Raw genomic sequence first — 26,725 nt, 5'->3', positions numbered from 1 at the left:
TTTGACATGCCGTCACACGGGAGTCATGCTCAAATTACGAACAAAAGTTCGGATACCGAACAACTAGACGCGCCGCCAAGGCGCGCGGTCCGGGAGACGAAACATGGTCGCGCCGACCCATCCGAACGATGACGCGGCGACCTCCGCGCGGCTGCGCCCCGCGGCGCGCCCACCGACGACCCAAAGAACTTCGTGGGAAGCGTCGCCAAGGCGTTTTCGGTGCTGCACGCCTTCGGCCCGGACCTTCCCGAGCTCACCATCGCCGAGATCGCTGCGCGAACCGTGCAGAACCGCGGCGCGGCCTTCCGGCTCGCACACACGCTGGTCGCGCTCGGCTATCTCGACCACATGCCCGAAACGCGCAGGTTCCGCCTGTCGCTGAAGTGCCTGGAGCTCGGCTTCTCGGCGCTTGCCGCCAACGATCTGCCGACCCACGCCCGCCCGCTGCTCTCCGACGTCGCGCCGCGGATCTCCGACAGCGCTTCGCTTGGGGCGCTCGACCGCGGCGACGTCGTCTATCTCCAGCGCGTCGAAGCCGCCGCCCAGCCGGTCTCGCGCCGCGCCGGCAGCCGCACCGGCGCCTATGCGGCGGCGCTCGGCCACGCGATCCTCGCTTTCTTGCCGCGCGACGCGCAGATCGCGCATCTCGACGCCGCCCCGCGGGTCAAGCTGTCGGAGCGCACGCTCGTCGATCTCGACGCGCTGATCGCCCGCCTCGACGAGGTCCGGGCCCGCGGCTTCGCGGTGTCGGACGGCGAGAACGCCTATGGCCTGCGAACCGTCGCGGCCCCTGTGCTCGACGCGGGCGGAAAACCCGTGGCCGGCGTCAGCCTCACCATCAACGCCGCGCGGATGAGCGTCGACGACTTCGTCGCGCTCGCCGCCCCCCATGCGATCCGCATCGCCGAAAAGCTCGGACAGGCGTCGCGCCTGTCGCTCGGCGCGATCGCCCTCCCCCAGTCAGGAGCCGCCTCATGAGCGCCCTCGTGGCCCCCATCGAAATTCTGCGCCCGGCGCGGCTCGAATTCGGACCGGGCGTCGTCTCGTCCGTCGCGGCCTATCTCGCCGAGAAGGGCTATGTCCGCCCGCTCGTGGTCGCCGACCCATTCAACGCCGCGCGCGTCGAGCTGCTCGGCCTCAAGGGCGAGGTCGCGGTGTTCGGCGAGGTGAAGCCGGAGCCCGACGCACCCAATCTCGACAAGGCGCTGGCGCTCGCCGCGGAGGTCCGGCCCGACGTCGTGATCGGCTTCGGCGGCGGCAGCGCCATGGATCTCGCCAAGCTCGTCGCGGTGCTGCCCGGTTCGGGCCAGAGCCTCAAGGACGTGGTCGGCCCGGAGAAGGTGCTCGGCCGGACGGTCGGGCTCGTGCAGGTCCCGACCACCTCGGGAACGGGTTCGGAGGGCGGAACGCGCTCGCTCGTCACGGACCCCGAGACCCAGAACAAGCTCGCGGTGCAGAGCCGCTTCATGCTGGCCGACCTCGCGGCGGTCGATCCCGACCTCACCATGACGGTGCCGCCCGCCGTCACCGCCGCCACCGGCGTCGACGCCATGGCGCACTGCGTCGAGGCCTTCACCTCGAAGAAGGCCCATCCGATCATCGACCTCTATGCGCTGGAAGGCGCGCGGCTGGTCGGCAAATATCTCGCCCGCGCGGTCGCCGACGGCTCGGACCGCGAGGCTCGCGTCGGCCTTTCGCTCGCATCCCTTTATGGCGGCTTCTGCCTCGGCCCGGTGAACACCACCGCGGGCCATGCGGTCGCCTATCCGCTCGGCACGCGCCACCACATCGCCCATGGCCTGGCCTGCGCGCTGATCTTCCCGCACACGCTCGCCTTCAACGCGCCCGCGGCTCCCGAAAAGACCGCGCTGGTGCTTGAGGCGCTCGGGCTTGCGCCCGACGCCCGGCCGGATGCCGCGTTCGAGGGCGCTTACCGCTTCTGCGCCGACCTCGGCGTCGAGATGAAGCTTTCCGCGCTCGGCGTGCCGACAAGCGACTTCGAGACCATGGCGGGCGACGCCCACGCGATCCGCCGCCTGCTCGACAACAACCCGAGAAACATGAGCCGAGGACATCCTCGCGATCTACGCCAAAGCCGCCTGAGGCCCGAGCCTCAAGAGACGGAAACGCAGCGGCCCCGAGAGGCCGCGACGACGATGACGGTCCCTGGAGGAACCAAGATGCTGAAGTCCCTGATGGTCGCGGCGCTCGCGCTCGCGACGCCGCTTTCGCTCGCCCCGATCTCGGCCGCGCACGCGGCAGACGGCGACTGGCCGAAGTCCCATCACGCTGCTGGTGCCGTTCACGGCCGGCGGCACCGCCGACATCTTCGCCCGAATGGTGGGCGACCATCTCGGCAAGGTGACGGGACAGGTGATCGTGCCGGAGAACATCGGCGGCGGCGGCGGCACGCTCGCGCTCGGGCGCCTCGCGCGTTCGGAAGCCGACGGCACGACCGTCGCGCTCGCCTCGACCTCGAACCTCTCGATCCACCCGACGCTGTTGAAGGACCGGATCCAGTACCAGACGCTGCGCGACCTCGCGCCCATCACCCAGATCTCCCTGGTGCCGAACCTCTTGGTCGTGAACCCCGAGCGCATCAAGGCGCGCACGGTGCAGGAGCTCATCGACCACCTGAAGGCCAATCCCGAGAAGATCACCTTCGGCTCTTCGGGCGTCGGCACCACGCAGCATCTCGCCGGCGAGCTCTTCATGCAGCGCACCGGCACGAAGATGACGCACGTCGCCTACAAGGGCTCGAGCCAGATGATGCCGGATCTGATCGCCGGCCAGATCGACCTCGCCTTCGACAACGCCCCGCTGCTGTGGCCGCACATCAAGTCCGGCAAGCTGATCGCGCTCGGAACCGCGACCGCCGAACGCCTCACGGTCGCGCCTGAGCTGCCGGCGATCGCCGAGACCGTCCCGGGCTTCAAGGCCGTCGCCTGGCACGGCTTCCTCGCCCCGGTGAAGACCCCGAAGGCGCTGGTCGACGCCTACGCGAAAACGATCAACGAATTCATGCAGCGCCCCGAGACCCAGAAGCGCTTCGACGAGCTCGGCGTGCTGCCGATGCACACCTCCCCGGAGGCCTTCGCCAAGCTGATCGCCGACGAGGCCGCGCAGTGGAGCAAGGTCATCGAGACCGCGGGCGTGAAGCCCGAGTGATTTCCGCCTGAACCGCCGCCGTCGTCCCGGCCGAAGAGCCGGGACCCAGGAACGCCGCGCGTCGCCGACTTTGCGCCGCCGGCTCGTCTGGATCCCGGGCCAAGCCCGGAATGACGGCTCAGTTTCCAGCGCCCCATCCCCCCTTGAGAGATCCAATGACCTGCGAAACCTTCGTCGCCCTCGTCACGTGCTTCGACGACAAGGAAGCGATCGACTACGCCGCGACCCGCGCGCAGGTGCGCCGGCAGGTCGAGGCCGGCAACAACATCATGTGCGCCGGCACCAATGGCGACTTCACCGCGCTCACCTTCGAGGAGAAGGTGCGGCTGACCGAGGAAGTCGTGGACGAGGTCGGCGGAAAGGCCCGCGTCATCGTCAACGCGGGAATGCCGGCGACCTACGAGACCGTGCTGCTCGCCAGGGAATTCGACCGCATCGGCGTCGACGGCGTGGCGGTGATCACGCCGTTCTTCATCGAGTGCACGCAGGACGGCCTCGTCCGGCACTTCTCGACAGTGGCCGACGCGATCACGACGCCGGTCTATCTCTACGACATCCCGGCCCGCACCCAGAACCACATCGAACCCGATACCGCGCGAGCGCTGGCCCGCCACGGCAACATCGCCGGCATCAAGGACAGCGGCGGCGCGCAGGCGACGCTCGAGGCCTATCTCGCGGTGTCGAAGGAGGCGGAAGGCTTCGACGTCTATTCCGGACCGGACTCGCTCGTTCTCTGGGCGTTCCAGAACGGCGCCAAGGGCTGCATCTCGGGCCTCGGCAACGTCATGCCCAAGGTTCTGGCCGACATCTGCGCGGGCTTCAACGACGGCGACCTCGCCAAGGCCGAGGCCGCGCAGGCGACGTTCACCGCCTTCCGCACCGACCTCTACAAGCTCGGTTATCCGCCGGCGCTCGTGAAGCGCTCCCTCTACCTGATGGACAAGTCGGTGGGCGCAAGCCGCCAGCCGGCGCTGCCGCCGAGCCCTGAGCAGGACGCCAAGATCGCCGCGCTGCTCGCCGCCCACGGCCTCGCCTGAGGATTTCGTCATGACCATCGTCGCCACCACCTCGCCCGGCTTCGGGCGCTACGGAAGCGTGCCCGACCGGCTGGCCGAAAAAGGCTGGACCTTCGTGCGCTGCGTCGACACGTCGAAGCCCGACGGCGGCCTCTCCGAGCATCTCGCCGAAGTCGACTTCATCGTCGCGGGCCTGGTGCGCGTCACGGACGAGACGCTCGCGGCCGCCCCGAAGCTCAAGGCCGTTTGAAGCACGGCGTCGGCGTCGACAGCATCGACATCCCGGCCTGCACCGCTCGCGGCGTGCCCGTGCTCAACACGCCGGGCGCGAACGCGGCCGCCGTGGCGGAGCTCGCCGTCGGCATGATGTTCGCGTTCGCGCGCAACATTCCGGCCGGTCACGAGAGCGTGGTCACCGGCGCCTGGAAGCGGACGGTCGGCGGCGAGATCGGGGCCAAGACGCTCGGGATCGTGGGCCTCGGGGCGATCGGCCGTTCGCTCGCCAAGAAGGCGATCGGCTCGGCATGCGCGTCGTGGCCTCGGACCTTTATCCCGACCGCGCCTTCGCGGCCGAGCACGGGATCGAGCTCCTCGAGCTCGACGAGCTTCTCAAGCGCGCCGACTATGTGTCGCTTCACGTCTTCGGCGGCGCCGACAACGCGGCGCTCATCAACGCCGATCGCCTCGCGCTCATGAAGCCGACCGCCTGCCTGCTCAATCTTGCGCGCGGCGAGGTCGTGGATCTCGACGCGCTGGACGCAGCGCTGACCGAGGGCCGGCTCGCGGGCGCCGGCATCGACGCCTACACGGTCGAGCCGCCGGACGTCAGCCACCCGATCTTCCGCCAGCCGCGCGTCGTCTTCACCCCGCACACGGGCGCGGACACGGTGGAGTCGGTCGAGCGCGTGGGCCTGATGAACGTCGAGGACATCGAGACGATCCTGGCAGGCGGGCGTCCGACGAGGGTGCTCAACCCCGAGGTCTTCGAGACCGAGGCCTTCGCGGCGCGGCGGGCCGCCGCGTGAGCGCGGCCGCTCCGCGCTACCGCGGCGGGGATCTCGTCGCGAGCGCCGAGGCCCTGTTCGCAGCCGCCGGCCTCGAGGCCGACAAGGCTAACGCGGTCGCGACCTATCTGGTCGGGCCGATCTCATGGGCCACACCACCCACGGGCTCGCGCTCGCCGGCTGGTATCTCGACGGCGTCGCGGACGGCGTGATGACCAGGGCCGGCGCGCCCGAGGTCGTCTCTGACCGCGGCGCGGCGGTCTGCTGGCGCGGCCGGCGGCTCCCCGGGGCCTGGCTCACCTCGGAAGCGGTGAAGCTCGGCTGCGAACGGGCGCGGACGCATGGTGCGGCCACGATCGTGATCGGCGACAGCCACCACATCGGCTGTCTCGCGGCCTATCTGCCGATCGCGACCGATCAGGGCCTCATGGTCTCGATCGCGAGCTCCAGCCCTTCCGGAGCGCAGGTCGCGCCCTTCGGCGGGCTGAAGGGGCTCTACACCCCTGACCCGGTCGCCCACGGGATCCCGACGCCGGGCGACCCGATCCTGATCGACATCTCGGCCTCGATCACCACGGTCAACATGAGCCAGCGGCTCATCAAGGCGGGCGAGCGGTTCCCGCACGACTGGCTGATGGACAAGGACGGCGTCCCGTCCAGCGACCCGAAGGTCATGACCGAGGGCGGAACGCTGCTGCCGACCGGCGGGCTCGACCACGGCCAGAAGGGCTACGGCATGGCGCTCCACGCCGAGGCCGTGACGCAGGTCTCGCGGGCTACGGCCGGGCGGACGCCCCGAAGGGCGTCAACGCCGCCGTCACCGTGCAGGTCTATGATCCCGAAGCCTTCGGCGGCCGCGAGGCCTTCCTGCGCCAGACTGGGTGGCTCGCGGACGCCTGCCGCGCCAACCCGCCGCGCCCGGGCGTCAAGGCCGTGCGCCTGCCCGGGGAGGCGGCGCTGAGGCGCAAGCGCGAGGCGCTCCGCGACGGCGTCGCGCTTCATGACGGGATCCTCGCCTCGCTGGAGCCTCATGCGGCGCGGCTCGGCGTGACGCTTCCGGCCGCGCTCTGACGCGGCCTTCACGGCGCGACTGGCGCTCCGCCAGTCGCGCCGTCGCTCACCCCTCCGCGCGCGCCACGAGGAGGCGCGCGAGCGAACCCGCCGCCTGGAGAATGTCGTCGCACACCGCCGCCCGCGCGGCTGGTCCGTCGCCGTTGCGCATCGCCTCGCGGATGTCGCGATGGGCGGCCATCGAGCGGTGGAGATGGGCGCGCTCGGGCGTCAGCAGGTAGAAGCACGGCCCCATCAGCAGCCAGAGGCTCTCGACGATCCGGAGCGTGATGGCGGCGTCGGCCACCACATAGATGCGACGGTGAAAGGCGAAGTTCGCCTCGAGATAGCCAGAGCGGTCGCCGGCCTCGACCGATCTCTGCATGGCGTCGAACAGCGCGTCGATCTCGAGGCGGTCGGCCGCGGTCGCGGCGGCGGCGGCGCGCTCGGCCAGCATGCCCTCGAGCGCCATCCGCGTGTCGCGCACCTCGCGCAACTGGACCGGATCGAGCGAGGCGACGCGAATGCGCCCCGTCGGCGTGATCTCGATCGCGCCCTCGGCCTGAAGCCGGTGCAACGCCTCGCGGATCGGCATCGGGCTCGACCCGAGCGCGGCCGCGAGCCCGCGGATGGCGAGCTTCTGGCCCGGCGCGAAGCGGCCGCTCATCAGGCCGTCGCGCAGGCGCCGGTAGACCTGTTCGGTGACAGTGGTGCGCGCCACGGGGTCGAAGGTCGGCAAGACGGCTGTCATGAGATCCGGGGGATCGTTGCGGAACGATAAAACGTGATCACATCTGACGTTTCGTCAAGCGTTGAGGTTGTGAACGGCGGAACCACACCCGTCCTCCTGAGCCTGATCCCGGGATCAATCGACGTCGACGTCACCGATCTCTCGGAGCGTTCCTGTTCATGGATCCCGCTCTTCGGCCGGCACGACGACGGCGGAGAAAAGAGCCCGCCTCCATCACGCCCCGCGCGCTTCGCCTCCGCCGATCCCTGCTCTTCCGCTGCCTTGACTCCCCTTGATTTTGTGATCACAAATCACAAAACGGACGCACAGACGTCCAAAAAACATCAGGGAGAGACGCGCCATGGGCGTCATCGACACGCTGGTCCCGCGTCCGGGCCTCAAGGTTCTGATTTCCGGCGGCGCCGCGGGCATCGGCGCTGCGATCGCCGAGGCCTTCGTGGAGGCCCGCGCCGAAATCCATGTCTGCGACGCAAGCGACGACGCGCTCGCAGCCTTCCGCGCCCGCTTTCCGGACGCGCTCGCCACCAAGGCCGACGTCGCCAGCGCATCCGACGTCGACGCGGTGTTCGCCGCCCATGCGGAGCGCTTCGGCGCTCTCGACGTGCTGGTGAACAACGCCGGCGTCGCAGGCCCCACCGCCGGCGTCGACGCCATCGACGAAGCGACGTGGACGCGCACCATCGACGTCAACCTCAACGCCCAGCACCGCTTCGCGAGCCGCGCCGTCCCGCTGCTGAAGCGCTCGGACGAGGCGCGCATCATCTGCATCTCGTCGGTCGCAGGGAGGCTCGGCTACGCCTGGCGCACGCCTTACGCGGCGACCAAATGGGCGATCGTCGGCATGATGAAGTCGCTCGCGATCGAGCTCGGGCCCGACGACGTGCGCGTCAACGCGCTGCTTCCGGGCATCGTCGAGGGCCCGCGCATGGACGGGGTGATCCGCGCGCGCGCCGAACAGACCGGCGTCCCCGAGCCCGAGATGCGCGAGGAGTATCTCAGGAAGATCTCGCTCGGCCGCATGGTGACGGCGCAGGACGTCGCCGCCATGGCGCTGTTCCTGTGCTCGCCCGCCGGGCGCAACGTCACCGGCCAGGCGATCAGCGTGGACGGCGACGTCCAGTACCTCTGACCAAAACCGACAAGACGGCGCCGGCCTGGAGCCGGACGCCGCGGCCAGACTTTTGGGAGAACGACCAATGGCGAGCATCGACGGAGCGGCGGCCTCGACCGTCGCGGCTGGCGCGGTCCCGCGGGACCAGAAGGCCACCACCGCGCTCATCATCCGCAAGCTGATGCCGCTCTTGGTGATCGCCTATGTGATCGCCTTCATCGACCGCACCAACGTCGCGCTCGCCAAGACCCATCTCGAGGTCGACATCGGCCTCACGGCGGCGGCCTACGGCTTCGGCGCGGGCCTGTTCTTCCTCACCTACGCGCTGTTCGAGGTGCCCTCGAACCTCATCATGCACCGCGTCGGCGCGCGGTTCTGGATCACCCGGATCATGGTGAGCTGGGGGATCGTCTCGGCCGGCATGGCGCTCGTGCAGGGGCCGACCTCGTTCTACGTGATGCGCGTGCTGCTCGGCATCACCGAGGCCGGCTTCTTCCCCGGCGTGATGCTCTATCTCACCTACTGGTTCGGGGCCGAGGACCGGGCGCGGGCCACGGGCCTGTTCCTGCTCGGCGTCTGCTTCGCCAACGTCATCGGCGGACCGCTCGGCGGCGCGCTATTGGCGATGGACGGGATCTGGGGCTTCCACGGATGGCAGTGGCTGTTCGTGATCGAGGCGATTCCCGCGCTCGTGCTCGCCGTCGTCATCTGGAAGAAGCTTCCCGACCGCCCTTCGGACGCCAAGTGGCTCACGCCGGAGGAGGCCCGCGCTGTCGAAGCGCGCGCGGCGGAGGCGAGCGCGCCCGAGACCGGCGAGTCGATCTGGAAGGCGCTGCTCGGCGTCCAGAGCCTGCTCGCGATCGGCGTCTATTTCTGCCACCAGATCTCGGTCTACACGATGACGTTCTTCCTGCCCGGCATCATCGGCCGGTGGGGAACCATGGGGCCGATCACGGTCGGCTTCCTGAACTCGCTGCCCTGGATCGCCGCGACGCTCGGCGCGATCTTCGTGCTGCGCGTCTCGCTCGACGCCAAGCGTTCGAAGGCGCTGCTGATCGCCGGCGTGCTCGTGATGGCGGTCGGCATGGCGATCGCGTCCAATGGCGGCCCGGCCTACTCGCTGGTGGGCTTCAGCATCGCGGCTTCGATGTTCTTCGTCGTGCAGGCGCTCATCTTCACCTACCCGTCCTCGCGGCTTTCGGGCGCGCGGCTCGCCGCCGGCATCGCCTTCACCAACACCTGCGGGCTGATGGGCGGCTTCATCGGCCCGACCGTGATGGGCGTCATCGAGCAAAGCACCGGCGCGGCCACCTGGGGGATCGTGGCGATGTCGGGCCTCTTGTTCCTCGCAGCCCTCATCGCGCTCGGCCTGCGCCGCGGCGACGAAGCCCGCGCGGCCTAAAGAAGGAGAAAAACAATGGCGACCAAGCGCAAAGTCATCATCACCTGCGCGGTGACGGGGGCGATCCACACGCCCTCGATGTCCCCTCACCTGCCGGTGACGCCGCAGGAGATCGCCGAGGCCGCGATCGGCGCGGCGGAGGCGGGCGCGGCGATCGTCCACCTCCACGCCCGCAACCCCGAGACCGGCGAGCCCGACCAGTCGCCGGAGGCCTTCGCCAAGTCCTGCCGGTGATCAAGCAGCGCTCCAACGTGGTGATCAACCTCACCACCGGCGGCGCGCCCACAATGCCGATCGAGGAGCGCGTGCGCCCCGCCGCGACCTTCGCGCCGGAAGTCGCCTCGCTCAATCTCGGCTCGATGAACTTCGGCCTGTTCGGCATGCTCGACCGCTTCGGCGACCAGCTGGAACACGAGTGGGAGAAGACCTACCTCTCCAACAAGGACATCATCTTCCGCAACACGTTCGGCCAGATCGAGCATGTTCTGACGACCTGCGCGGGCAACGAGACGCGTTTCGAGTTCGAGTGCTACGACACCGCGCATCTCTACAATCTCAAGCACTTCTTTGACCGCGGCATGGTGGCGGCGCCGCTCTTCATCCAGACCGTGTTCGGCCTGCAGGCGGAATCGGCGCGCATCCGGAGGACGTGATGCACATGAAGCGCACCGCCGACCGGCTGTTCGGCGACAGCTACCGCTGGTCGGTGCTGGGCGCTGGGCGAAACCAGATTCCGGTCGCCACCATGGCGGCGGCGATGGGCGCGAACGTCCGCGTCGGGCTGGAGGACAGCCTCTGGGCCGGCCCCGGCAAGTTCGCCGAGTCGAACGCCGAGCAGGTGCGGATCGTCCGCGCCATCATCGAGGGGCTCGGCTTCGAGGTCGCGACGCCCGACGAGGCGCGCGCGATGCTGGCGTTGAAGGGCGGAGACCGGGTGGCGTTCTGAAGACGCCGGCCGACGGGGCGCGAAGATCAATTGTCCAGGCCGGGCGATCGCGGTCGCCGGCGCCCGGTCGTTTGGAGAAAGCCCGCGCGTCGGCGCGACTTCAAGCAGATCTATGAAGAAAACATAAGACACCCGTCGATCTGCCTCGATCTTACACTGTCTTCGGCGTTCCGTTGCTTTCTTGGAACCATTCAAAACAACGGATCGATTGATCATCCCGTCCGCGCGCACTTGTGCGCGGCGCCGCAATATGGCTCTGGATGGGGCGCGCGACGCGTTCGCGCAGAGCCATGGGACGCAGGATGACCCACGACAGCGCCGCCTCACCGGCGGGAGCCGAGAGCTTCGACCTCTCCGAGGCCGCCTTCACGGTCGAAGGCCGTGCGCTGCTCTCGCCGCTGACGCTCACCCTCGAGCCGGCGCGCATGATCGGCCTCATCGGCCACAACGGCTCCGGCAAGTCGACGCTGATCAAGCTCCTCGCGCGCCAGCAGCCGGCGAGCGGCGGCGCGATCCGCTACGGCGGCGAGCCGATCGAGCGCTGGCGCACCCGCGACTTCGCGCGCCGCGTCGGCTACCTGCCGCAGACGCCGGCGGCCGCCACCGGCCTGACGGTGAAGGAGCTCGTGTCGCTCGGCCGTTATCCCTGGCACGGCGCGCTCGGCCGCTTCGGCGAGGTCGACCGGAAAGCGGTCGAGGACGCCATGCGCCTGACCGACACCGAAGGGTTCGCCGAGCGGATGGTCGAGGAGCTGTCGGGCGGCGAGCGCCAGCGCGTCTGGCTCGCGATGCTGGTCGCGCAGGGCACGCGCTGGATGCTGCTCGACGAGCCGACGTCGGCGCTCGACGTCGCCCACCAGATCGAGGTTCTGGCGCTGACGCGGCGGCTGACGCGCTCGCACGGCCTCGGGGTGATCGTGGTGCTGCACGACGTCAACATGGCGGCGCGGTTCTGCGACGAGCTCGTGGCGCTGCAGCGCGGCCGGCTGATCGCCCGCGGCGCGCCCTCCGATCTGATGACCGGCGAGCAGCTCGAACGGATTTTCGGCGCGCCGATGGACATCCTGCCCTGCCCCGACGGTTCGCTCGTCGCAGCGCCCCGCATCGACCTGCGCGAGACGGAAGCGGCCTGATCGACGGCCGCTCCACTTTTTTCTGAGACGGCGCAAAGGTTCTCTCCGGATCGAACGTCTTATCAGGGCGAATGTCAGACGGATCGGAGGAGTTCGGCCTCGGGGCCCTGGACGACGCCGCGCTCGTGGACCGGGCGCGGCGCGGAGACGCGCGCGCCTTCGAGGCGCTGGCGGCTCGGCACTACGAGCCGATCCGCCGCTTCGCGTGGCGCCGCTGCGGAGACGCGACGGACGCCGAGGACGTCGCGCAGGAGACCCTGATCCGGATCGCCCGGAGCCTCGACCGCTTCGAGGGACGCTCGGCCTTCTCCACCTGGGCTTTCGGCATCGCGCTCAACGCCGCGCGAGACCGCGGACGGGCGGAGGCGCGACGCGGCGCGATCGAACGGGAGGCGCTCGCTCGCCCGTCTCGATCAGGACGAAGCGCCCGGCGACGACATGACCGACGAGCTCTGGGCCGCGGTCGACGCTTTGCCCGAGCCGCAGCGCGACGCGGTGCTGCTGGTCCATGTCGAGGGCCTCACTCACGCGCAAGCCGCGCAGGCGCTCGGCTGCGCCGAGGCGACCGTGTCCTGGCGGCTGTTTTCGGCGCGCCGCCGCCTCAAGTCCGCGCTATCGAGGAAAGGCGCATGACAGACCGCGATCTCGACCAGCGTCTCTCAGGGCTTCGCCGCGACGTCCCCCCGGCGTCCGAAGCCGCGCGCGCCGACGCGCTCTCCGCGGCTGGCGCTGCCTTCGAAGAGGCGCAGGCGAAAAAACGCGCCGACGCCCTCAAAGGATCGGCCCACGACCGGCGTCACAGCCTCGCAAGCCCATCGGGGCTCTGGAGGATCGTGATGCAGAATCGTCTCGCCATCGGCGGCGTCGCCGCCTGTCTCATCGTCGCGCCGATCGGCGGCGCGCTGTTCGTCGAACAGGCGCGTCGCCAAGCGCCGGATCTGCGGCAGGACGCGGCGGCGCCCCGACCCGTGCAGGAGGCCTCGCCCGAGCCCGAGGTCGCGGCCAAGCTTGAGAGCGCCCCCAAACCCGTGGCGCCTTCCGGGGCGCGGCTTGAGCGCCGCGCCGTCGCGCCCCCGCCGCCGCCGTCCGCCCCCATGGCGGGGCTCGCGGACGCCTATCGCGGCCCGGACGTCGTCGTCGGGGCGCCCGAGAACCGCGACCGCTTCGAGTCCACGGCGGCGAACGGCCTGAAGGTGACCGCGCAGGAGCCGGTCTCGACCTTCTCGATCGACGCCGACACCGCCTCCTACGCCTGGGTGCGCCGATCGCTGAGGCAGGGCCGCGCCCCCTCGCCCGATCAGGTGCGGATCGAGGAGCTGATCAACTACTTCCCCTACGCCGACCCGGCGCCCGTCGACGCCGCCACGCCGTTCCGGCCGACCGTCTCGACCTTTCCGACGCCATGGAACGCCGACACAAAGCTGGTGCGCATCGGGATCAAAGGGTTCGACAAGGTCGCGGTCGCGCGCCCGAAGGCCAACCTTGTCTTCCTCGTCGACGTCTCGGGCTCGATGAACGCGCCCGACAAGCTGCCGCTGCTGAAAGCCAGCTTGAAGCTCCTTCTGACGAAGCTCGGGCCCGACGATCATGTGGCGATCGTCACCTATGCGGGCGCGGCCGGCGTCGCGCTGGAGCCGACCAGGGCGTCCGACAAGGCCGCCATCGCCGCGGCGATCGACAGGATGGAGGCCGGCGGCTCGACCGCAGGCGCGGCCGGCATCGCCGAGGCGTACCGGCTCGCCAGGAAGAACTTCGACAAGGACGGCGTGAACCGCGTGATGCTCGCCACCGACGGCGACTTCAACGTCGGGGAGTCGGATCCGGACGCGCTCACCCGCATGATCGAGGACGAGCGGAAATCCGGCGTCTTCCTGTCGGTGCTCGGCTTCGGGCAGGGCGACTACAACGACGCGCTGATGCAGCGCCTCGCCCAGAACGGCAACGGGACCGCGGCCTATATCGACGAGCTGGAAGAGGCCCAGAAGACGCTGGTCGAGGAGGCGGGCGCCGCGCTGTTCCCGATCGCCAAGGACGTGAAGATCCAGGTCGAGTTCAATCCGGCTCAGGTCGCCGAGTATCGTCTCATCGGCTACGAGACCCGGATGCTGAAGCGCGAGGACTTCAAGGACGACCGCGTGGACGCCGGGGAGATCGGCTCGGGCGCCTCGGTGACGGCGCTCTACGAAATCACCCCGCCGCAGAGCCGCGCGCGCATGACCGACGAGCTGCGCTACGCCAGGCCCGCGGCCGAGCCCGCCCCTGCCGCCGGCGACGCCGAATTCGGCGCCGTGAAGATCCGCTACAAGCTGCCGGACGCGGACACGAGCCGCGAGATCGTCGAGCCCATCCGCACCGCCGAGTCCGCGCCGACGCTCGCCGGCGCCTCGGACGACGCGCGCTTTTCGGCGGCGGGTCGCGGCCTTCGGCCAGAAGCTGCGCCGCGAGCGGCAGGTTGAGACGATGGGCTGGGACGAGATCGCGGCGCTCGCCGCCGGCGCGAAGGGCGCCGACCCGTGGGGCTATCGCGCCGGCTTCGTGCGGCTCGTCGGCCTCGCCAAGGCGGTCTCGGGCGGAGCGCCGTAACGGCCTATCGCGGCGGCGGCGGCTCGATGGCGCGCGAGCCCGATCAACGGCCCTGCGCAGGCCGGCGCGCGCATTGGGCGTGGATGGAAGGGTCGTCGGGTCGCGTGGCGGAGGGAGCGTCCGCTGCGCCCCTGTGGGTAAAATAAAATATCATTTAAATACAATAACTTATATAACATACGTCCCGCGAAATGTACGGCGTAATGTATTGCGAAATTGGCTTTTAGCGCTGACGTCGCGAGGCCGAAACTCCTACCCTCCATGACGCGAAAAGGGCCGCCCCGCGACCAACGGGACGGCCCTCAATCACTTCGCCGCGCGGTTCGCAGCCGCACGATCCACACCCACGGGATAGGCCCCGCAGATGTCCGCCAATACCTACCGCGCTGACGCTGACTCCTCAACGGTTTCGCCGCTCGACCGGCGTTTCCCCTTCACCATTATTCCCGACCTCTCCGGCGCGACGATGCATGTCGAGGAACTGTCTCTCCGTGAGCTTGCCGCTAGGGCCAAGGGCACGCGGCGGAAGACGAAGAAGCGCCTGCCCTTATTCAACGGCGCAGCCTTCGGCGACGTGCTGAGCGACAAGGGCTCGCTGCGTCACGACGCGAACGTGATGGCCGTCGCGGCGGTCGTCGTGGACTACGACGGCGGCACGATCGCCATCGGCGCGGCCCGCGCGGCGATCAACGCGGCCGGGCTCAACGCCCTTGTCCTGACCTCGCCGACCAACGGTGAGCCCGGCCGGGGCTACCGCTGGCGCGGCGTCTTCCCGCTGTCCCGGCCGCACGATCGGGCCGCCTATGAGGCGCTGGCGGAGCAGGCGAACGGGCTCTTTGGCGGCGCGCTCGACAAGGGCTCTCGCGAGCCCTCGCGGTCGTACTTCATCGGTCACACCGGCAAGCTCACGACCTACCTTGTCGAGGGCCGTCGCTGGATCGATGAAGCCGACGACCTCCCGCGCACGGCATGGACCAAGGCCGAAACCGACGCGCCCGGCGCGCACGACCACGCGGAGAAGTGGGGCCGCCCGCTGCACGTCCTGCGCTCCGCGCTTTTCGCCGTCCCAAACGATGGGAGCCGCCCCGAGCACGCCGACCGCGATTGGTGGCTGAAGATCGTCGCGGCCGTGAACTTCGAGACGAGCGGCGCTGACGAGGGCTTCGCCGTGCTCGACGACTGGTCCCGCCAGTGGCCCGGCTACGACGCGGAGAAGACCCGCGCGGCATGGGACTCGTTCCGCCGCTCTACGGGCCGCGTCGTCACCGGCCGCCACATCTTGAACCTCGCGGAGGCTGAGGGCTGGCGCGACCTAGAGCGCATGTTCGGTCTGTTCGACGACCTCGCGGAGGAAGAGCGGGAGGACGCCGCGTGGCAGGAGGCCGTAGACGATATCGTCGGAAAGGCCGGCGGCGGCTTCTTCGAGTCGGTGGCGGATTGGGGCGAGACCGCGCCCGAACGGGAATGGCTCATCAAAGACCTCATCCCCAATCGGCAAGTAACGCTTCTCTACGGCGACGGCGCGACCGGCAAATCGCTCTTAGCCCTGCAATTGGCCGCCGCCGTTGCGAACGGCTCGCCATGGATCGGCCGGGCGATCGACCGCCCCGGCGTCGCGCTGTTCTTCACCGCCGAAGACGACAGGGACGAAGTGCATCGGCGCGTCGTGGACATCGCCACGCATCACGGGACCACGGTCGCGGACCTCTGCCGCCGTCTCTACGCCCATTCGACGATCCGCGAGGATGGTGAGTTTGAAGACCCGTTGCTGGCCTCGCTCGACCCCAAGAAAGGGCTGGTGCCCACGGCGGCGTATGAACGCCTCGACAGAGAGATGGGCCGCCGGAAGCCGTCCGTCGTGGTCCTCGACACGCTCGCGCACTTCCACGACGGGGACGAAAACGCCAAGGCGCTCGCGACGCGATTCATCGGCCTCATGCGTCGGCTCGCCGTGCGCCACAAGTGCGTGGTTCGTGCTTGCGCACCCCAGCGTGGCGGGCATGGCCAGCGGTATCGGCTCAGCGGGCAGCGTGGGTTGGAGCAACACCGTGCGGTCACGCCTCTACCTGACGAGGGTGAGGAATGGCGACGGCACAGAGGCGAACCCGGACGCCCGCACGCTGGGGACCATGAAGGCCAACTATGGTCCGTCCGGCGGACAGATCGCCCTGCACTGGCATGCAGGTGTGTTCGTGGCCTCAGAAATCTTCAGCGACAGCGAGACGGTCGCAGAGAAGGCGAGGGGGTGTTCCTCAAGCTACTCGACCTCTGGTCCGCTCAGCCGGGGCGGTACGTCTCCCCGAGTCCATCAAACACCTATGCGCCGAAGGTGTTCGCGGCGCACCCCGAGGCTGAGGGATGCACCAAAGGCGCGCTAGAGGCGGCCATGCACGCTCTGTTCAAAGACGGGACGATCACCACGGGGCTGCATGGGCGCGCCGGAAGCGAGCGCAGTCATTTAGTGAGGGCGAACCGTGGGTAGGAATCCGTACGTCGCAACGGTGTCGCAACGCTCTGGGGGCCGTCGCGACGCGCTGTGGGCATGTCGCAACGCGCTCAGGGTACGTTGCAACGGTGTCGCAACCCGTCGCAACGGGGTGTGCGACACACGCTCCCCCTAAAGGGGGAGACCCCCGCCCTTGGGGTGGGGCGGGTCTCCTACCCTCAGGGGAGGGGGATCGCGCGCGGAGGGGCATGGCCTCGGGTCCCTCTGGGGGGATGGCCGTCGCGGGGCCGCCGAGCCCCGACCTTTACCCCTGTGGAGAACTGAAATCGGAATCGGAGTTTTGCCGTGAGTAACCCGTGGGGGCTGGACCCCGACGCCCTCGCGCTTGTGGGTGAAATTACCCCTGAGAATAACGCGATCCCTGCCGAAACCACGGCGGCGGAGCTGACAGCGCTCGTGGGCGTCAGCAACAATCGAGGCCGTGAGCTTGCCGACCGGGGCGTCTTCGTCCGTCTCGGGCGCAACCGCTTCGACACCCGCGCCAGCGTCGCCGCTTACGTCGCCGAACTGACCCGGACGGCGAAGCGCCCTGTGGCCGCCGACCTCGACCGGGCCAAGCTCCGGGTGCAGACCGAGACCGCCGACAAGCTCGCTACCGCGAACGCCGTCGCGCGCCGCGAACTGCTACCGGCCGCCGAAGTCGAACGCGAATGGGCGGCGATCCTCCGCGACGTGCGGGCCGCGATGCTGGCGCTGCCGAGCCGCGTCGCTCAGCGGCTCGGGCATCTGACGCCGCACGACATCGCGACGCTCGACCGGGAAATCCGCGACGCACTTGGGAGGCCGCGCGTGACAACGCTTGAGACCCGCCGCCGCGCGCTGCGGGCGCTGATCCCGCCGCCCCGGCTCCGCCTGAGCGAGTGGATCGAAGGCGAGATGCGCCTTCCCGAAGGCGTCTCAGCGCTTCCGGGCCGCGTGTCCCTGTGGCCGTATCAGCGCGACATCGCCGACGCCATCGCGGACCCCGAGATTGAGCGGGTGACGCTCGTGAAGTCCGTCCGTGTCGGCTTCACGACGCTGCTGACGGGCGCGCTCGCGAGCTACGTGGCGAACGAGCCGAGCCCTATCCTCGCGCTGCTGCCGACCGAAGCCGACTGCCGCGACTACGTCGTGAGCGACCTAGAGCCGATATTCGACGCCACGCCCGCGCTGCGGGGGCTGCTGTCGGCGGAGGCTGACGAGACGGGCCGCAACACGCTGCTGAGCCGTCGCTTCGCGGGCGGCTCGCTTAAGATCGTCGCGGCCAAATCCCCGAGAAACCTCCGCCGCCATAACGTTCGCGTCCTGTTGATCGACGAAGCCGACGCCATGGAGCCCGGCGCGGAGGGGTCGCCCATCACCCTCGCGGAGCGGCGGACGCTCAGCTTCGCAAACCGCAAGATCATTTTGGGCTCGACGCCGACGCTGGAGGCTACGAGCAACGTGCTCCGGTCCTATGCCCGGTCCGATCGGCGGGTGTTTGAAGTGCCGTGCCCGGAGTGCGGCCACTGTCACGAAATCACTTGGGCGGACATCCAGTGGCCCGAGGGGGAACCGCACCGGGCGCACTACGTCTGTCCCGAGTGCGGGTCCGTCGTCGAGGAACGGCGAAAGGCCGCCATGGTCGAAGCGGGCCGCTGGCGCGCGAGCGCGCCGCACGTCGAGGGGCATGCGGGCTTCCGGCTCAACGCGCTCGTCTCGACGCTCGCTAACGCCTCGTGGGGCAAGCTCGCGGCGGAGTTCGTCGAGGCCAAGCGGTCGCCCGACACGCTTCAGGTGTTCGTCAACACGATCCTCGCCCAAGGCTGGCGTGAGGCCGCCGAAGAGATCGACGAAGCCGCGCTCGCGGCCCGGGCGGAACCGTTCGGGCTCCCCGACGCCATGCCCGCCGACGTGCTCGTGGTGACGGCCGGAGTCGACGTGCAGCGCGATCGGCTGGAGATCGTCTTCCTCGGCTGGGGCCGCGAGGACATCTTCGTGCTCGGGCAGTCCGTCATCTGGGGCGATCCGGCGGGCGACGACGTTTGGTCGGAACTGGACGAAGCCCTCCGCACGACATGGAAGCACCCCCGGGGCGGCTTCCTACGCGTGGACGCGGCCGGAGTGGACGCGGGCGACGGAGAGACCATGGATCGCGTCATGGCCTATTGCCGGGCTCGCAGGGCGTTCCGTGTACACGCTTTGAAAGGAGCGACCGGCAACCGGCCCTCGATCCGCGCCAGCGACACCAAGGGCTCGCGGCTCTTCATCGTCGGCGTGGACGGTCTGAAGGCTCAGCTTGCGACGCGGCTGAGCCGGGGGAAGAGCGTCCGCTTCAGCGACCGGCTGGAGGGACGGTTCTACGAAGAACTGGCGAGCGAGCGCCTTCTCGTTCGCTATGTGCGCGGCGCGCCCGTCCGTCTATGGGAGCGCATCCCGGGCCGCCGGGCGGAAAGCCTCGACTGCGTTATTTACGCCATGGCCGTGCGCGCGCTCGTGAGTAAGAACCTCGACCAGCGCGAAGCAGAGGTCGCAAGCCCCGCAGCGCCGCCAAAGAAGCCAATTGTGGTACGTTCGGAGTGGCTAAGTCGTTAGTTTATCCAAATTGATAGGTCAGCACTCAAGCCGGTTTTCTTTGTAAGATTTGCATGAGCAAGTGCAACGCCTGTCGATGTTAGGCGCAAGTCCTTTACTGGAGTGCCATTATATGCATCGATGATGCCATCTATCTCAGAAAGTTTCGCCCTCAACACGTCGGCAAATTTATCTACTGAAGGAGCATTTGCTTTGCACAGCCCAATGTAACCTTCTGCTACTTCAGGACCCAAACCTGTTTGTGCAAAAACTTGCTTCAAAGTTTCACTTCCGCCCAACGCAAATACAAATCGGCTCGGATCGAACGGAGAGGGAACTATAAAGCCACCTATGGTTGGCTGGTTATTCGGAAATAGACTAAGAATCTCTTCATTAGTCAGGCCATTTGTTACGATGCCCGGATATCTGATTTGCAATATCTCTAAGACGCTCTTGAACGTTATTACTGCATTTCCAAGCACCACGCAGCCGTGAGACTCTAGATAATGATACGCATTATTGTTCTTCGAAACCAATCCGTAGATTGGGACCGCAAATTGCCTTAAATAATCAACAATACCATCAACATCATTGATGCCGTTATTTTGCATATTCTTGAATATAAATGCCAAGCTTAGCGCAGAAAAATCTTCGTCTGTAAGAGATTTTGCTTTCTCAATAGCATCGTTAAGCGTAAGTGTTAGTCTATCCCTGACCGTTTGCTTAGATCTTTGAACGATAAGGTCTACAAGGACCTCTTGAAGATTTGCATCTCCGGATCGGGCAAAAGAGGTCTGGGCCTCCAAGAGCGAATGCTGAAAATCAGGATCAGCAAAAGCTTCTGACTTTGCTTCGCTATTGCTAGCAAATTCCTCAAGGATTGATTTTTTAAAATCAGACAGCCGGCTATCGACTGTATTTCTTGCATCGGCCGTGAAGTTTTGAACTTGTTTCGCAACAAAATCCATGACCTCTCCCATTTGAGAGATCGACAAACCTTGATTATAAGTTACATCGCCCTTCGCTTGAATGGCTACAGCGCCCTCTTCGGCGTGCTGATCTTGCTTATCACCGATCATTGATCTTGGTATCTCGTCCCGACTGGATACCAATTCCACCAGAGCCAACCTTCTGATCCTGACGATGATATTTGCGATATGCCTTAATGCCTGCAATCGCGAAAATGATCGAAACGATCAGGGCTATGCCCCATAGAATCAAATCGTTTGTGTCCATAGCGTCCTCCCAAGTCGAGGTATCGCATGACCGGAAGCGCAACGTAAGCGGGTGCGACTAGCCTCCCACAGGCGACTGCCAGTTCGTCACCTGTGCATCACTGATCTTCCCCTCGAAGGTAAATGCGAGAATGTCCCGGGGAACCGGAAGGCCCTCTTTTCGCATCATCAATTGGATCGCCAAATAGGTAAGCGCGAGCGGGAAGCCTAAGTCGCGCCCCTCCGCCAACATCTGGCGCGCCTCGTAGCGCACGTGCTCGATTCTGTCGTTCATCGGTCTCTCCCTTACGAAAAAGCCCGACCGTGACGCCAAGAGGAGTTAAGCACGGCCGGGCTTCCGGAGACACGGCGGGAGGCAGGACAACCCCGAGCCGCATCATCATGTTAGACATTGACTGACTAATGTCCATTCGATAGCGTCGGCCATCCTTCGGAGGCCCCCTGATGCCAGACGCCCTTTTCACCCTGACCGACCTTGCCGAGACGGTCGCCAAGAGCTTCAAGGCCTCTGAGGATCAGCAGCGGCTTTTTCACCGGCAGGCCAAGAACCTGCTGAATCAGCGTCTCATTGAAGCCACCACGACCAAGGGCGGGCGGCGCGACTCGCTGCTAGACCTTCGGGAGGCCGCCAAGGCCCGGATTCAGCTTGCCGTCATAGACGCCGGGCTCGACGCGACGACCCTGAGGGCGATCGACTCGTTCTGGGATCGCGCGGCCGAAGCGTCTCTCGGATTGCCGATCATCAACGGCTGCTATCCGCCTCGCGCCTTGGACGCCTGCCTTCGCGACGCCGCCGATCGAAAGGCCCCAGCGTGGGATTTCGTCATCATCATCCTGCGCGGTCTCGAAACCGGCGAACGGACGATCATGGCTGCGTTCGAACGCGCAGATCAGCCCGAGCGTCCCGAGGAAGACCCGATGTCGGGGCGTGGGCCGCATGCCGATGGCGTTGAGGTCGCCGAAGGCAATATCGGCGACGACGGCAACCTGAGATGGCGGACGCGCGAAGCGCTGCAGACGATCGCCACGATCCGCCTTCCCGCGACGGCCCTCGTGCGCCCTTTGCTGGAGGCGTGATGCTCGACCGCGCCCGCAGCGCTCTGGCGAACCTGATCCGTCCCGCCGCCCCAAACGCGGTCCGCCGCTTCGACGGCGCTGCGGGCGGTCGGCGCATGGGCGGCGTGGGGACATTCGGGGCGATCAACCCGGAGGTCGGCGCTGCGGCGTATATGGTCCGCAGCCGCGCTCGTTATCTCACCCGGAACAACCAGTGGCTCAGCAACGCGGTCGCGAACTGGACCACGGCCTTGGTCGGCTCCGGCATCCGCCCCACAAGCGAGAGCGCGGAAGCCGTCGCCGCCTTCGACATATGGGCACTCGACGCTGACGCGGATGGCCGCACGGACTTCTGGGGCCTTCAGGCCGTCATCGCCCGGGCGCTTGTTGAGGACGGCGAGTCGTTCGTCCTGATGCGGGCTGAAGACAACGGCTTCCGCGCGCTCGTCATCCCCGCCGAACAGGTGGACGAGTCGATGACCCGCGACCTCTACGGGGGCGGCTACATCGTGCAGGGCGTCGAGTTCGACGCCTCCGGCCGCCGCGTCGCGTATTGGGTGCTGCCCCATCGACCGACCCAGATGTTCGCGAACTACGCGCCGCCGGTCCGCGTAGACGCCGCCGACGTGCTGCACGTCATGGCTCCGATCGCCCCGGGGCAGGTGCGCGGCGTCTCGTGGCTCGCGCCGATCATCCTCCCGGCAAACGAACTGGACCAGTTGACCGACGCGCTCTTGGTCGGCGCCAAGGTCGCGGCGATGCACGCCGCCTTCCTCGTGGACCAGAACGGCGCGGGTGAACCCTTCGACGGCGACCTCGCGGACGTCTCGCTTGAGCCCGGCACGGTCCGGCGGCTCCCGAATGGCTTCGATATTCGGTTCAACTCTCCGCAGGCCGCTCAGCAGACCGCAGAGTTCGTGAAGCACTCCCTTCGGGGCCTCGCGGCCGGGCTTGGCCTGCCGAGCCATATGCTCGACGGCGACCTTAGCGGCGCGAATTATTCGAGCCTCCGGGCAGGCCTCATCCCGTTCCGTGCCCGCGTCGAGCAAGTCCAGTACGGCGTGCTGGTCCCTCAGCTTCTCCGCCCCCTTTGGGGCCGCGTTCAGCTTCTCACTGGCGTGCCCGACGCGACCGCCGAATGGCTTCCACCCGCATGGGCGCAAGTCGATCCTCAGAAAGCGATTGAGGCCGACGTTGCCGAGATCAGTGCGGGCCTCGCGAGCCGTCGCCAGAAGGTCGCTGAACGCGGCTGGAGCGTCGAAGAGCTTGACCGGGAGATCGCCGCCGACCGCGAGCGCGAAGTTTCGCTCGGGCTGACGTTCGGCGCGCCCGAGCCTCAGCCAGAGAAGGAGACCGCCGATGCCTAGCGGCAGGATCGCGACCGGCGCTGCTGGGAAGCGCAATAATCCCGTCTGGGTCCGTCCCGAGCGTGACGAGCCCGTGGCGGCTAAGCGGACGATCCTCCGGCGAATCCCGGCGGAGGCCGCACCGCTGATCGTCCGTCGCGGCTCGTTCGGCCCGTCCACGTTCGACGCAGACGCCATGACCGTCGAGGCGACGATCACGGCCTTCGCGGACGTGCAGCGGCGCGACGCGCGCGGCGCGTTCGTCGAGCGCTATCCCCGACCGGGTTGGACACAGCGAACCTTGTCGGCGCGCCGCTCTTGGACGGCCACCGGCAGGGCGGAAGCCGTGACGTGATCGGCGTCGTGCAAGCGCTTCGGCACGAGCCCGGCCGCCTTGTGGCGGTCCTCCGCCTCTCGACCGCAGACGACGCCGCCCCGGCCGTCACCCGCATCCGGGAAGGCACGCTTCGCGGCGTCTCTGTCGGCTACCGGGTCGCCTCATGGCGCGAGAGCGTCGAGAGCGGCCACCGCATCCGTACCGCCGTGTCTTGGGCGGTCTTTGAAGTCAGCGCGGTCCCTGTGGCCGCTGATCCCGCAGCGAGCTTAGGAGCAAGGCCATGGAGCCCGAGAACGAGACCGAAACTGTCGAGCGCGAGAACATCGAGTCCCCGCTGGTTGTCACGCAACGCGCCGATGGCGCTTACAATGTGAGCCTCCGCGACGGCTTCGATCCGGCCAGCTTCGACTTCGCCGCCTTCCTCGAACAGAAATACGGCGCGGAGCGCGAGGAAATTCGTCGGCGCTCGCGCCAGACGCCTCGCATCCGCACGGCCGCGCCCGAGGCCGATCCCGCGATCCAGCGCCGGGCGATGGAAGACGCCCTTAGCGTCCGCTCCGGCGTGGCGCTCGACGACGCCCGTGCGGAGGCCGCCCGGCCGTTCCTGGGCTATTCGCTCCGGGACTTCGCCCGGGCCTCGCTGGAGGCGCGCGGCGTCTCGACGGTCGGCATGGACCCGGACGCGCTGTTTCGCGCCGCGCTCCACACCACGACCGACTTCCCGCAGCTTCTCACGGGCGCGGGCCGCCGGACGCTGCTGGCGTCCTACACGGCTGCCGCGTCGGTCCTAAAGACGCTTGCGCGGCAGGGCTCGCGTGTGGACTTCCGCACCGGCTCGGCGCTCCGCCTCGGGGAAATCGGCGCGCTTCAGAAGGTAAGCGAGTCCGGGGAGATCAAGCACGTCTCCCGCTCGGAAGCCGTCGAGAGCTACGCGCTCGACACCTACGGCGCGCTGTTCACGATCAGCCGCAAGGCGCTCATCAATGACGACCTCGGGGCGTTCAATGATTGGGCGACGGCCGCCGGGCAGGCCGCCGCTCAGACCGAAGCTGCGCTTCTGTGGGGGCTGCTGTCGCAGTCCAACGGCGCGGGTCCCGTCATGGGCGACGCGCAGCGGCTCTTCCATGCCGACCACGGCAACCTTCTGACGGGGGCGGCGCTGAGTGTCGAGGCGCTGTCCGACGCCCGGCTCGCCATGCGGAACCAGATCGGACTCGATGGCAAGACCCGCATCGCGGTCACGCCCCGCTATCTCGTGGTCGGTCCCGAGTTGGAGACGCAGGCCGAAAAGGTGCTCGCGTCGATCTACGCGGCCACGACCGCCGACGTGAATCCCTTCAGCCAGAAGCTCGCGCTCTTGGTCGAGCCGAGGATCACGGACGGCTCGTGGTTCGTGTTCGCCGACCCGGCCTCTGCGCCGATCCTCGAATACAGCTACCTGTCGTCGGCTCCCGGGCCGCAGATGTCCGAGCGCGAGGGCTGGGAAGTGCTCAGCCGCGAGTTCCGGGTCGTGCTCGACTTCGGCGCGGGCGCGCTCGACTGGCGCGGCGCGGTCCGGAACCCGGGGCCGTGAACGTACCCGACGAACAGTCCGCCGCCGACCGACTGAAGCGGCTCCAGTGCGCCCGGCGGGACATGGAAGAGGCCCGGTACTCCGGCGCGCGCCGGGTCCGGGACCAGAACGGCGAAGAGATTGAGTTCCGGTCCGACGCCGAACTTGCCCGCGCCATGGTCGCGCTGGACCGCGAGATCGCGGCCATAACCGGCCGCACCCGCAACGCTTTCACCTTCAGAACCTCGAAAGGGCTCGACCATGCGTAACCACGTCCAGAAGGGCGAGAACATCACGATCCCCAGCCCCGCCGTCGTCGCCTCCGGCGACCTCGTGGTGGTCGGCGCGCTGTATGGCGTGGCCGCTGGCGATGCGGAGACCGGGGCCGACCTCGACCTCGTCACCGTTGGTGTCTTCGACCTGCCGAAGGTCTCCGCGCTGGCGATCAACGCGGGCGACAAAGTCTATTACGACTCCACGGCGAAGCTCGTCAGCAAGACCGCCTCCGGCAACACCTACATCGGCGTTGCTGTGACGGCGGCCGTTAACCCTTCCGCCACGGTCAATGTCCGGTTGAACGGGGCGTTTTAGTCAAGTCTCTGGCGCGGATTTATTTCCGCGCTATGCTTGCACCGTCTCCCCGACAAGCCCCCATCAACCTGCCGTTTCGCCTCCGGGCGACGCGGGAAAGGTGCGTCATGACTGCTGAAGAGATCGAAGAGCTTCGCGACATCGTGGCCGAATACACGGCCACGAACCCGTTGCTTGTGCCGGTGTTCGAGGCGTTCGAGCGCGACCTAGCCGAAGCCCGCAAGCGTGAGGCGGCAATCCGCCTTGCCCGGCGGCTCTCCGCACCAGCGCTGATCTAGAGGGCGATCTTCTTGAGCAGCGCCGCCCGGTGCTCCAGCGCGCCGCCCTCGCCGTAGCGCTCCCGTCCCCCCAGGCTGTGGCCCATGAGGTCGCGGCGGATGCGTTCGTCTATCCCGGCCGTGAGCATGCGGTCCTCAAACGAGTGTCGGAGGCTGTAGAGCGAATGTTTGGGCGTCTGCTTCAGCCCATTGTCGGCAAGGAAGGCGTTCACGGTCGCGCTGATCTTGTCCTTGCCCGCGTAGGTCGGGAAGCCGCCCGGGCAGGCCCGGAATGCTTCCAGCGACACGCCCGTGAGAGGAATGAGCCGCTTGCTGGTCTCGTTCTTCAACTGCCGCCCTACGGGCTCAATCGAGATGTGCGGCGTCTTCCCCTCCAGCCGGATATGCTCGCGCAGCAGCCCCGCGCCCTCGCTCGGGCGATAGCCGGTGTTGACCATTCCCAGCACGATCGTGCGAGCTTCCGTGTTGAGGCCGTCGAGCGCGCCGGGCTTCAGCAGGCGGGTCTTGATCCACTCGACGTCGAAGGGCGGCCGGGCGCGTCGCTCGCCTTCTTTGAAGGACAGATCGGAGAGCGGCAGCACGAGTCCCAGCCGCTTCATCTTGTTGACCGTGCGCCAGACGACCGCGAGATGCGTGAGGTCTTTGTTGGCGCTGTTCGCCGTGAGGCCGCCCGTCTCCAGCCGTTCAAGCCACCACTGGCGGAAGTCGAGCATGTCGTCTCCCGTGATGTCCGCGAGGGCCTTGTCTCCGATCTGCGCGACGAAGTTGGCCGTGGCCTTCTTCAGTGGGTTTTCCCAGCGCCGCAGTTGGTCCGCCGACTTGCCGAGCGTCTTGTCCTTCGCCAGCATCCAGTAGAGATCGAGCGCCTTCGTCACCGTGATCTTCGCCTCGGGCACGCCGCCAAGCAGCGCCGCCGCCGCGAGCGGGTCCGGTTCGCCGTTCACGATCGTGGCCCGCACGCGCCGGGCGCGCTCTTCCAGCGGCAGGGCCGCCACGCGATCGGCGGGGAGGAAGTTGAAGCCGAGATGGCCCGCGAGGTCGCGAGCGGCTTCGAAGCGCCGTTCGGCGTCGGAGTACTGCCCCTTAAGGCGGGCTTCCCAGCCTTCTACGAGATGCGACCACACGGCC

At 67.8% G+C, this 26,725-nt stretch carries 25 protein-coding genes and 5 pseudogenes; 25 read left to right on the top strand and 5 right to left on the bottom strand.

The window, feature by feature from the left end; all coding sequences use genetic code 11:
• Positions 1-192: 192 nt before the first annotated feature.
• The 7 genes and pseudogenes from K6K41_RS17570 to K6K41_RS17540 all read left to right on the top strand — a co-directional run bounded on the left by K6K41_RS17570 (position 193) and on the right by K6K41_RS17540 (position 6,259).
• Entirely contained in the window at positions 193-978 is a 786-nt protein-coding gene (locus tag K6K41_RS17570) for an IclR family transcriptional regulator (protein ID WP_261401585.1), read from the top strand.
• A pseudogene (locus K6K41_RS17565) lies at positions 975-2,087 on the top strand (iron-containing alcohol dehydrogenase); the annotation flags it as partial. The gene K6K41_RS17570 and the pseudogene K6K41_RS17565, both read left to right, overlap by 4 nt.
• 208 nt (positions 2,088-2,295) lie before the next feature.
• Positions 2,296-3,168, top strand: coding sequence for a Bug family tripartite tricarboxylate transporter substrate binding protein (locus tag K6K41_RS17560; protein WP_261401584.1), 873 nt, complete (start codon positions 2,296-2,298; stop codon positions 3,166-3,168).
• Positions 3,169-3,323: 155 nt separating this feature from the next.
• Positions 3,324-4,205: a dihydrodipicolinate synthase family protein gene (locus tag K6K41_RS17555; protein WP_261401583.1), complete on the top strand. Its 882-nt coding sequence runs from the start codon at positions 3,324-3,326 to the stop codon at positions 4,203-4,205.
• A gap of 10 nt (positions 4,206-4,215) precedes the next feature.
• Positions 4,216-4,434, top strand: a complete 219-nt coding sequence (locus tag K6K41_RS17550) for a hypothetical protein (RefSeq protein WP_261401582.1) — start codon at positions 4,216-4,218, stop codon at positions 4,432-4,434.
• A 53-nt stretch (positions 4,435-4,487) separates the two neighbouring features.
• Positions 4,488-4,880 (top strand): NAD(P)-dependent oxidoreductase, encoded by a 393-nt coding sequence (locus K6K41_RS30575; protein ID WP_428978606.1) that lies wholly within the window; start codon positions 4,488-4,490, stop codon positions 4,878-4,880.
• Between the two features lie 325 nt (positions 4,881-5,205).
• Positions 5,206-6,259: pseudogene (locus tag K6K41_RS17540) on the top strand (Ldh family oxidoreductase).
• Between the two features lie 46 nt (positions 6,260-6,305).
• Here K6K41_RS17540 and K6K41_RS17535 read toward each other — a convergent pair.
• On the bottom strand, positions 6,306-6,989 hold the full coding sequence (locus K6K41_RS17535) for a GntR family transcriptional regulator (RefSeq protein WP_261401580.1): 684 nt from the start codon (positions 6,987-6,989) through the stop codon (positions 6,306-6,308).
• Positions 6,990-7,329: 340 nt separating this feature from the next.
• On the opposite strand from K6K41_RS17535, the gene K6K41_RS17530 reads away from it, so the two are divergent.
• The 10 genes and pseudogenes from K6K41_RS17530 to K6K41_RS17495 all read left to right on the top strand — a co-directional run bounded on the left by K6K41_RS17530 (position 7,330) and on the right by K6K41_RS17495 (position 19,223).
• Entirely contained in the window at positions 7,330-8,118 is a 789-nt protein-coding gene (locus K6K41_RS17530) for an SDR family oxidoreductase (protein WP_261401579.1), read from the top strand.
• Between the two features lie 67 nt (positions 8,119-8,185).
• The gene (locus K6K41_RS17525; protein ID WP_261401578.1) at positions 8,186-9,502 is read left to right on the top strand and encodes an MFS transporter; all 1,317 of its coding nucleotides are present in this window, start codon (positions 8,186-8,188) and stop codon (positions 9,500-9,502) included.
• Between the two features lie 15 nt (positions 9,503-9,517).
• Positions 9,518-10,448, top strand: a pseudogene (kce, locus tag K6K41_RS17520) (3,5-dioxohexanoate:acetyl-CoA acetone transferase).
• Positions 10,449-10,750: 302 nt separating this feature from the next.
• Entirely contained in the window at positions 10,751-11,581 is an 831-nt protein-coding gene (locus tag K6K41_RS17515) for an ATP-binding cassette domain-containing protein (protein ID WP_261401577.1), read from the top strand.
• Between the two features lie 71 nt (positions 11,582-11,652).
• Positions 11,653-11,910 (top strand): annotated as a pseudogene (locus K6K41_RS30570) (RNA polymerase sigma factor); the annotation flags it as partial.
• A gap of 88 nt (positions 11,911-11,998) precedes the next feature.
• A pseudogene (locus tag K6K41_RS17510) lies at positions 11,999-12,214 on the top strand (RNA polymerase sigma factor); the annotation flags it as partial.
• Positions 12,211-14,037 carry a vWA domain-containing protein gene (locus tag K6K41_RS17505; protein ID WP_428978605.1) on the top strand — a complete coding sequence of 609 codons (1,827 nt, stop codon included), beginning with the start codon at positions 12,211-12,213 and terminating at the stop codon, positions 14,035-14,037. The pseudogene K6K41_RS17510 and the gene K6K41_RS17505, both read left to right, overlap by 4 nt.
• Positions 14,038-14,041: 4 nt before the next feature.
• Positions 14,042-14,164 carry a hypothetical protein gene (locus K6K41_RS30565; RefSeq protein ID WP_428978531.1) on the top strand — a complete coding sequence of 41 codons (123 nt, stop codon included), beginning with the start codon at positions 14,042-14,044 and terminating at the stop codon, positions 14,162-14,164.
• A 364-nt stretch (positions 14,165-14,528) separates the two neighbouring features.
• The gene (locus K6K41_RS17500) at positions 14,529-16,646 is read left to right on the top strand and encodes an AAA family ATPase (RefSeq protein ID WP_261401576.1); all 2,118 of its coding nucleotides are present in this window, start codon (positions 14,529-14,531) and stop codon (positions 16,644-16,646) included.
• Between the two features lie 309 nt (positions 16,647-16,955).
• Positions 16,956-19,223: a terminase gpA endonuclease subunit gene (locus K6K41_RS17495; protein ID WP_315855049.1), complete on the top strand. Its 2,268-nt coding sequence runs from the start codon at positions 16,956-16,958 to the stop codon at positions 19,221-19,223.
• On the opposite strand, the gene K6K41_RS17490 is transcribed toward K6K41_RS17495, so the two are convergent.
• From K6K41_RS17490 to K6K41_RS17480, 3 genes are read right to left on the bottom strand one after another with little or no spacing between them, the layout of a single operon-like run.
• Positions 19,220-20,281, bottom strand: coding sequence for an LPO_1073/Vpar_1526 family protein (locus K6K41_RS17490; protein WP_261401575.1), 1,062 nt, complete (start codon positions 20,279-20,281; stop codon positions 19,220-19,222). The two genes, K6K41_RS17495 and K6K41_RS17490, sit on opposite strands and share 4 nt — an antisense overlap.
• The gene (locus tag K6K41_RS17485) at positions 20,271-20,438 is read right to left on the bottom strand and encodes a hypothetical protein (protein ID WP_261401574.1); all 168 of its coding nucleotides are present in this window, start codon (positions 20,436-20,438) and stop codon (positions 20,271-20,273) included. Before K6K41_RS17485 ends, K6K41_RS17490 begins: the two co-directional genes overlap by 11 nt.
• Positions 20,439-20,495: 57 nt before the next feature.
• Positions 20,496-20,711, bottom strand: coding sequence for a hypothetical protein (locus K6K41_RS17480; protein ID WP_261401573.1), 216 nt, complete (start codon positions 20,709-20,711; stop codon positions 20,496-20,498).
• A 170-nt stretch (positions 20,712-20,881) separates the two neighbouring features.
• Between K6K41_RS17480 and K6K41_RS17475 the strand changes: the two genes are divergently transcribed.
• From K6K41_RS17475 to K6K41_RS17440, 8 genes are all read left to right on the top strand, one after another.
• The gene (locus K6K41_RS17475; protein WP_261401572.1) at positions 20,882-21,514 is read left to right on the top strand and encodes a hypothetical protein; all 633 of its coding nucleotides are present in this window, start codon (positions 20,882-20,884) and stop codon (positions 21,512-21,514) included.
• Positions 21,514-22,860: a phage portal protein gene (locus tag K6K41_RS17470; protein WP_261401571.1), complete on the top strand. Its 1,347-nt coding sequence runs from the start codon at positions 21,514-21,516 to the stop codon at positions 22,858-22,860. The genes K6K41_RS17475 and K6K41_RS17470 overlap by 1 nt, the downstream gene beginning before the upstream one ends.
• Complete coding sequence (locus tag K6K41_RS17465) at positions 22,853-23,194, top strand: hypothetical protein (RefSeq protein WP_261401570.1); 342 nt, start codon at positions 22,853-22,855, stop codon at positions 23,192-23,194. Before K6K41_RS17470 ends, K6K41_RS17465 begins: the two co-directional genes overlap by 8 nt.
• Positions 23,191-23,550: an HK97 family phage prohead protease gene (locus tag K6K41_RS17460; RefSeq protein WP_315855048.1), complete on the top strand. Its 360-nt coding sequence runs from the start codon at positions 23,191-23,193 to the stop codon at positions 23,548-23,550. Before K6K41_RS17465 ends, K6K41_RS17460 begins: the two co-directional genes overlap by 4 nt.
• The gene (locus tag K6K41_RS17455; protein WP_261401569.1) at positions 23,457-24,749 is read left to right on the top strand and encodes a Mu-like prophage major head subunit gpT family protein; all 1,293 of its coding nucleotides are present in this window, start codon (positions 23,457-23,459) and stop codon (positions 24,747-24,749) included. Before K6K41_RS17460 ends, K6K41_RS17455 begins: the two co-directional genes overlap by 94 nt.
• Complete coding sequence (locus K6K41_RS17450) at positions 24,746-24,997, top strand: phage head-tail joining protein (protein WP_261401568.1); 252 nt, start codon at positions 24,746-24,748, stop codon at positions 24,995-24,997. Before K6K41_RS17455 ends, K6K41_RS17450 begins: the two co-directional genes overlap by 4 nt.
• Positions 24,990-25,319 carry a DUF2190 family protein gene (locus tag K6K41_RS17445; protein ID WP_261401567.1) on the top strand — a complete coding sequence of 110 codons (330 nt, stop codon included), beginning with the start codon at positions 24,990-24,992 and terminating at the stop codon, positions 25,317-25,319. Before K6K41_RS17450 ends, K6K41_RS17445 begins: the two co-directional genes overlap by 8 nt.
• Before the next feature lie 107 nt (positions 25,320-25,426).
• Entirely contained in the window at positions 25,427-25,597 is a 171-nt protein-coding gene (locus K6K41_RS17440) for a hypothetical protein (protein WP_261401566.1), read from the top strand.
• On the opposite strand, the gene K6K41_RS17435 is transcribed toward K6K41_RS17440, so the two are convergent.
• The gene (locus K6K41_RS17435) at positions 25,594-26,592 is read right to left on the bottom strand and encodes a site-specific integrase (RefSeq protein WP_261401565.1); all 999 of its coding nucleotides are present in this window, start codon (positions 26,590-26,592) and stop codon (positions 25,594-25,596) included. The genes K6K41_RS17440 and K6K41_RS17435 overlap by 4 nt on opposite strands.
• Between the last annotated feature and the right edge of the window lie 133 nt (positions 26,593-26,725).

The sequence above is a fragment of the Chenggangzhangella methanolivorans genome, assembly GCF_019797865.1.
GTDB lineage: Bacteria > Pseudomonadota > Alphaproteobacteria > Rhizobiales > Methylopilaceae > Methylopila > Methylopila methanolivorans.
The sequence above is the reverse complement of the archived record's forward strand: the minus strand, read 5'-3'. Positions and strand labels throughout refer to the sequence as shown.

Coding starts and splice junctions, on each gene's coding strand:
- K6K41_RS17555 (WP_261401583.1), top strand. CDS start 3,324: ATGACCTGCGAAACCTTCGTCGCCCTCGTCACGTGCTTCGACGACAAG.
- K6K41_RS17550 (WP_261401582.1), top strand. CDS start 4,216: ATGACCATCGTCGCCACCACCTCGCCCGGCTTCGGGCGCTACGGAAGC.
- K6K41_RS17535 (WP_261401580.1), bottom strand. CDS start 6,989: ATGACAGCCGTCTTGCCGACCTTCGACCCCGTGGCGCGCACCACTGTC.
- K6K41_RS17530 (WP_261401579.1), top strand. CDS start 7,330: ATGGGCGTCATCGACACGCTGGTCCCGCGTCCGGGCCTCAAGGTTCTG.
- K6K41_RS17525 (WP_261401578.1), top strand. CDS start 8,186: ATGGCGAGCATCGACGGAGCGGCGGCCTCGACCGTCGCGGCTGGCGCG.
- K6K41_RS17515 (WP_261401577.1), top strand. CDS start 10,751: ATGACCCACGACAGCGCCGCCTCACCGGCGGGAGCCGAGAGCTTCGAC.
- K6K41_RS17505 (WP_428978605.1), top strand. CDS start 12,211: ATGACAGACCGCGATCTCGACCAGCGTCTCTCAGGGCTTCGCCGCGAC.
- K6K41_RS30565 (WP_428978531.1), top strand. CDS start 14,042: ATGGGCTGGGACGAGATCGCGGCGCTCGCCGCCGGCGCGAAGGGCGCC.
- K6K41_RS17500 (WP_261401576.1), top strand. CDS start 14,529: ATGTCCGCCAATACCTACCGCGCTGACGCTGACTCCTCAACGGTTTCG.
- K6K41_RS17490 (WP_261401575.1), bottom strand. CDS start 20,281: ATGATCGGTGATAAGCAAGATCAGCACGCCGAAGAGGGCGCTGTAGCC.
- K6K41_RS17485 (WP_261401574.1), bottom strand. CDS start 20,438: ATGGACACAAACGATTTGATTCTATGGGGCATAGCCCTGATCGTTTCG.
- K6K41_RS17480 (WP_261401573.1), bottom strand. CDS start 20,711: ATGAACGACAGAATCGAGCACGTGCGCTACGAGGCGCGCCAGATGTTG.
- K6K41_RS17475 (WP_261401572.1), top strand. CDS start 20,882: ATGCCAGACGCCCTTTTCACCCTGACCGACCTTGCCGAGACGGTCGCC.
- K6K41_RS17470 (WP_261401571.1), top strand. CDS start 21,514: ATGCTCGACCGCGCCCGCAGCGCTCTGGCGAACCTGATCCGTCCCGCC.
- K6K41_RS17465 (WP_261401570.1), top strand. CDS start 22,853: ATGCCTAGCGGCAGGATCGCGACCGGCGCTGCTGGGAAGCGCAATAAT.
- K6K41_RS17455 (WP_261401569.1), top strand. CDS start 23,457: ATGGAGCCCGAGAACGAGACCGAAACTGTCGAGCGCGAGAACATCGAG.
- K6K41_RS17445 (WP_261401567.1), top strand. CDS start 24,990: ATGCGTAACCACGTCCAGAAGGGCGAGAACATCACGATCCCCAGCCCC.
- K6K41_RS17440 (WP_261401566.1), top strand. CDS start 25,427: ATGACTGCTGAAGAGATCGAAGAGCTTCGCGACATCGTGGCCGAATAC.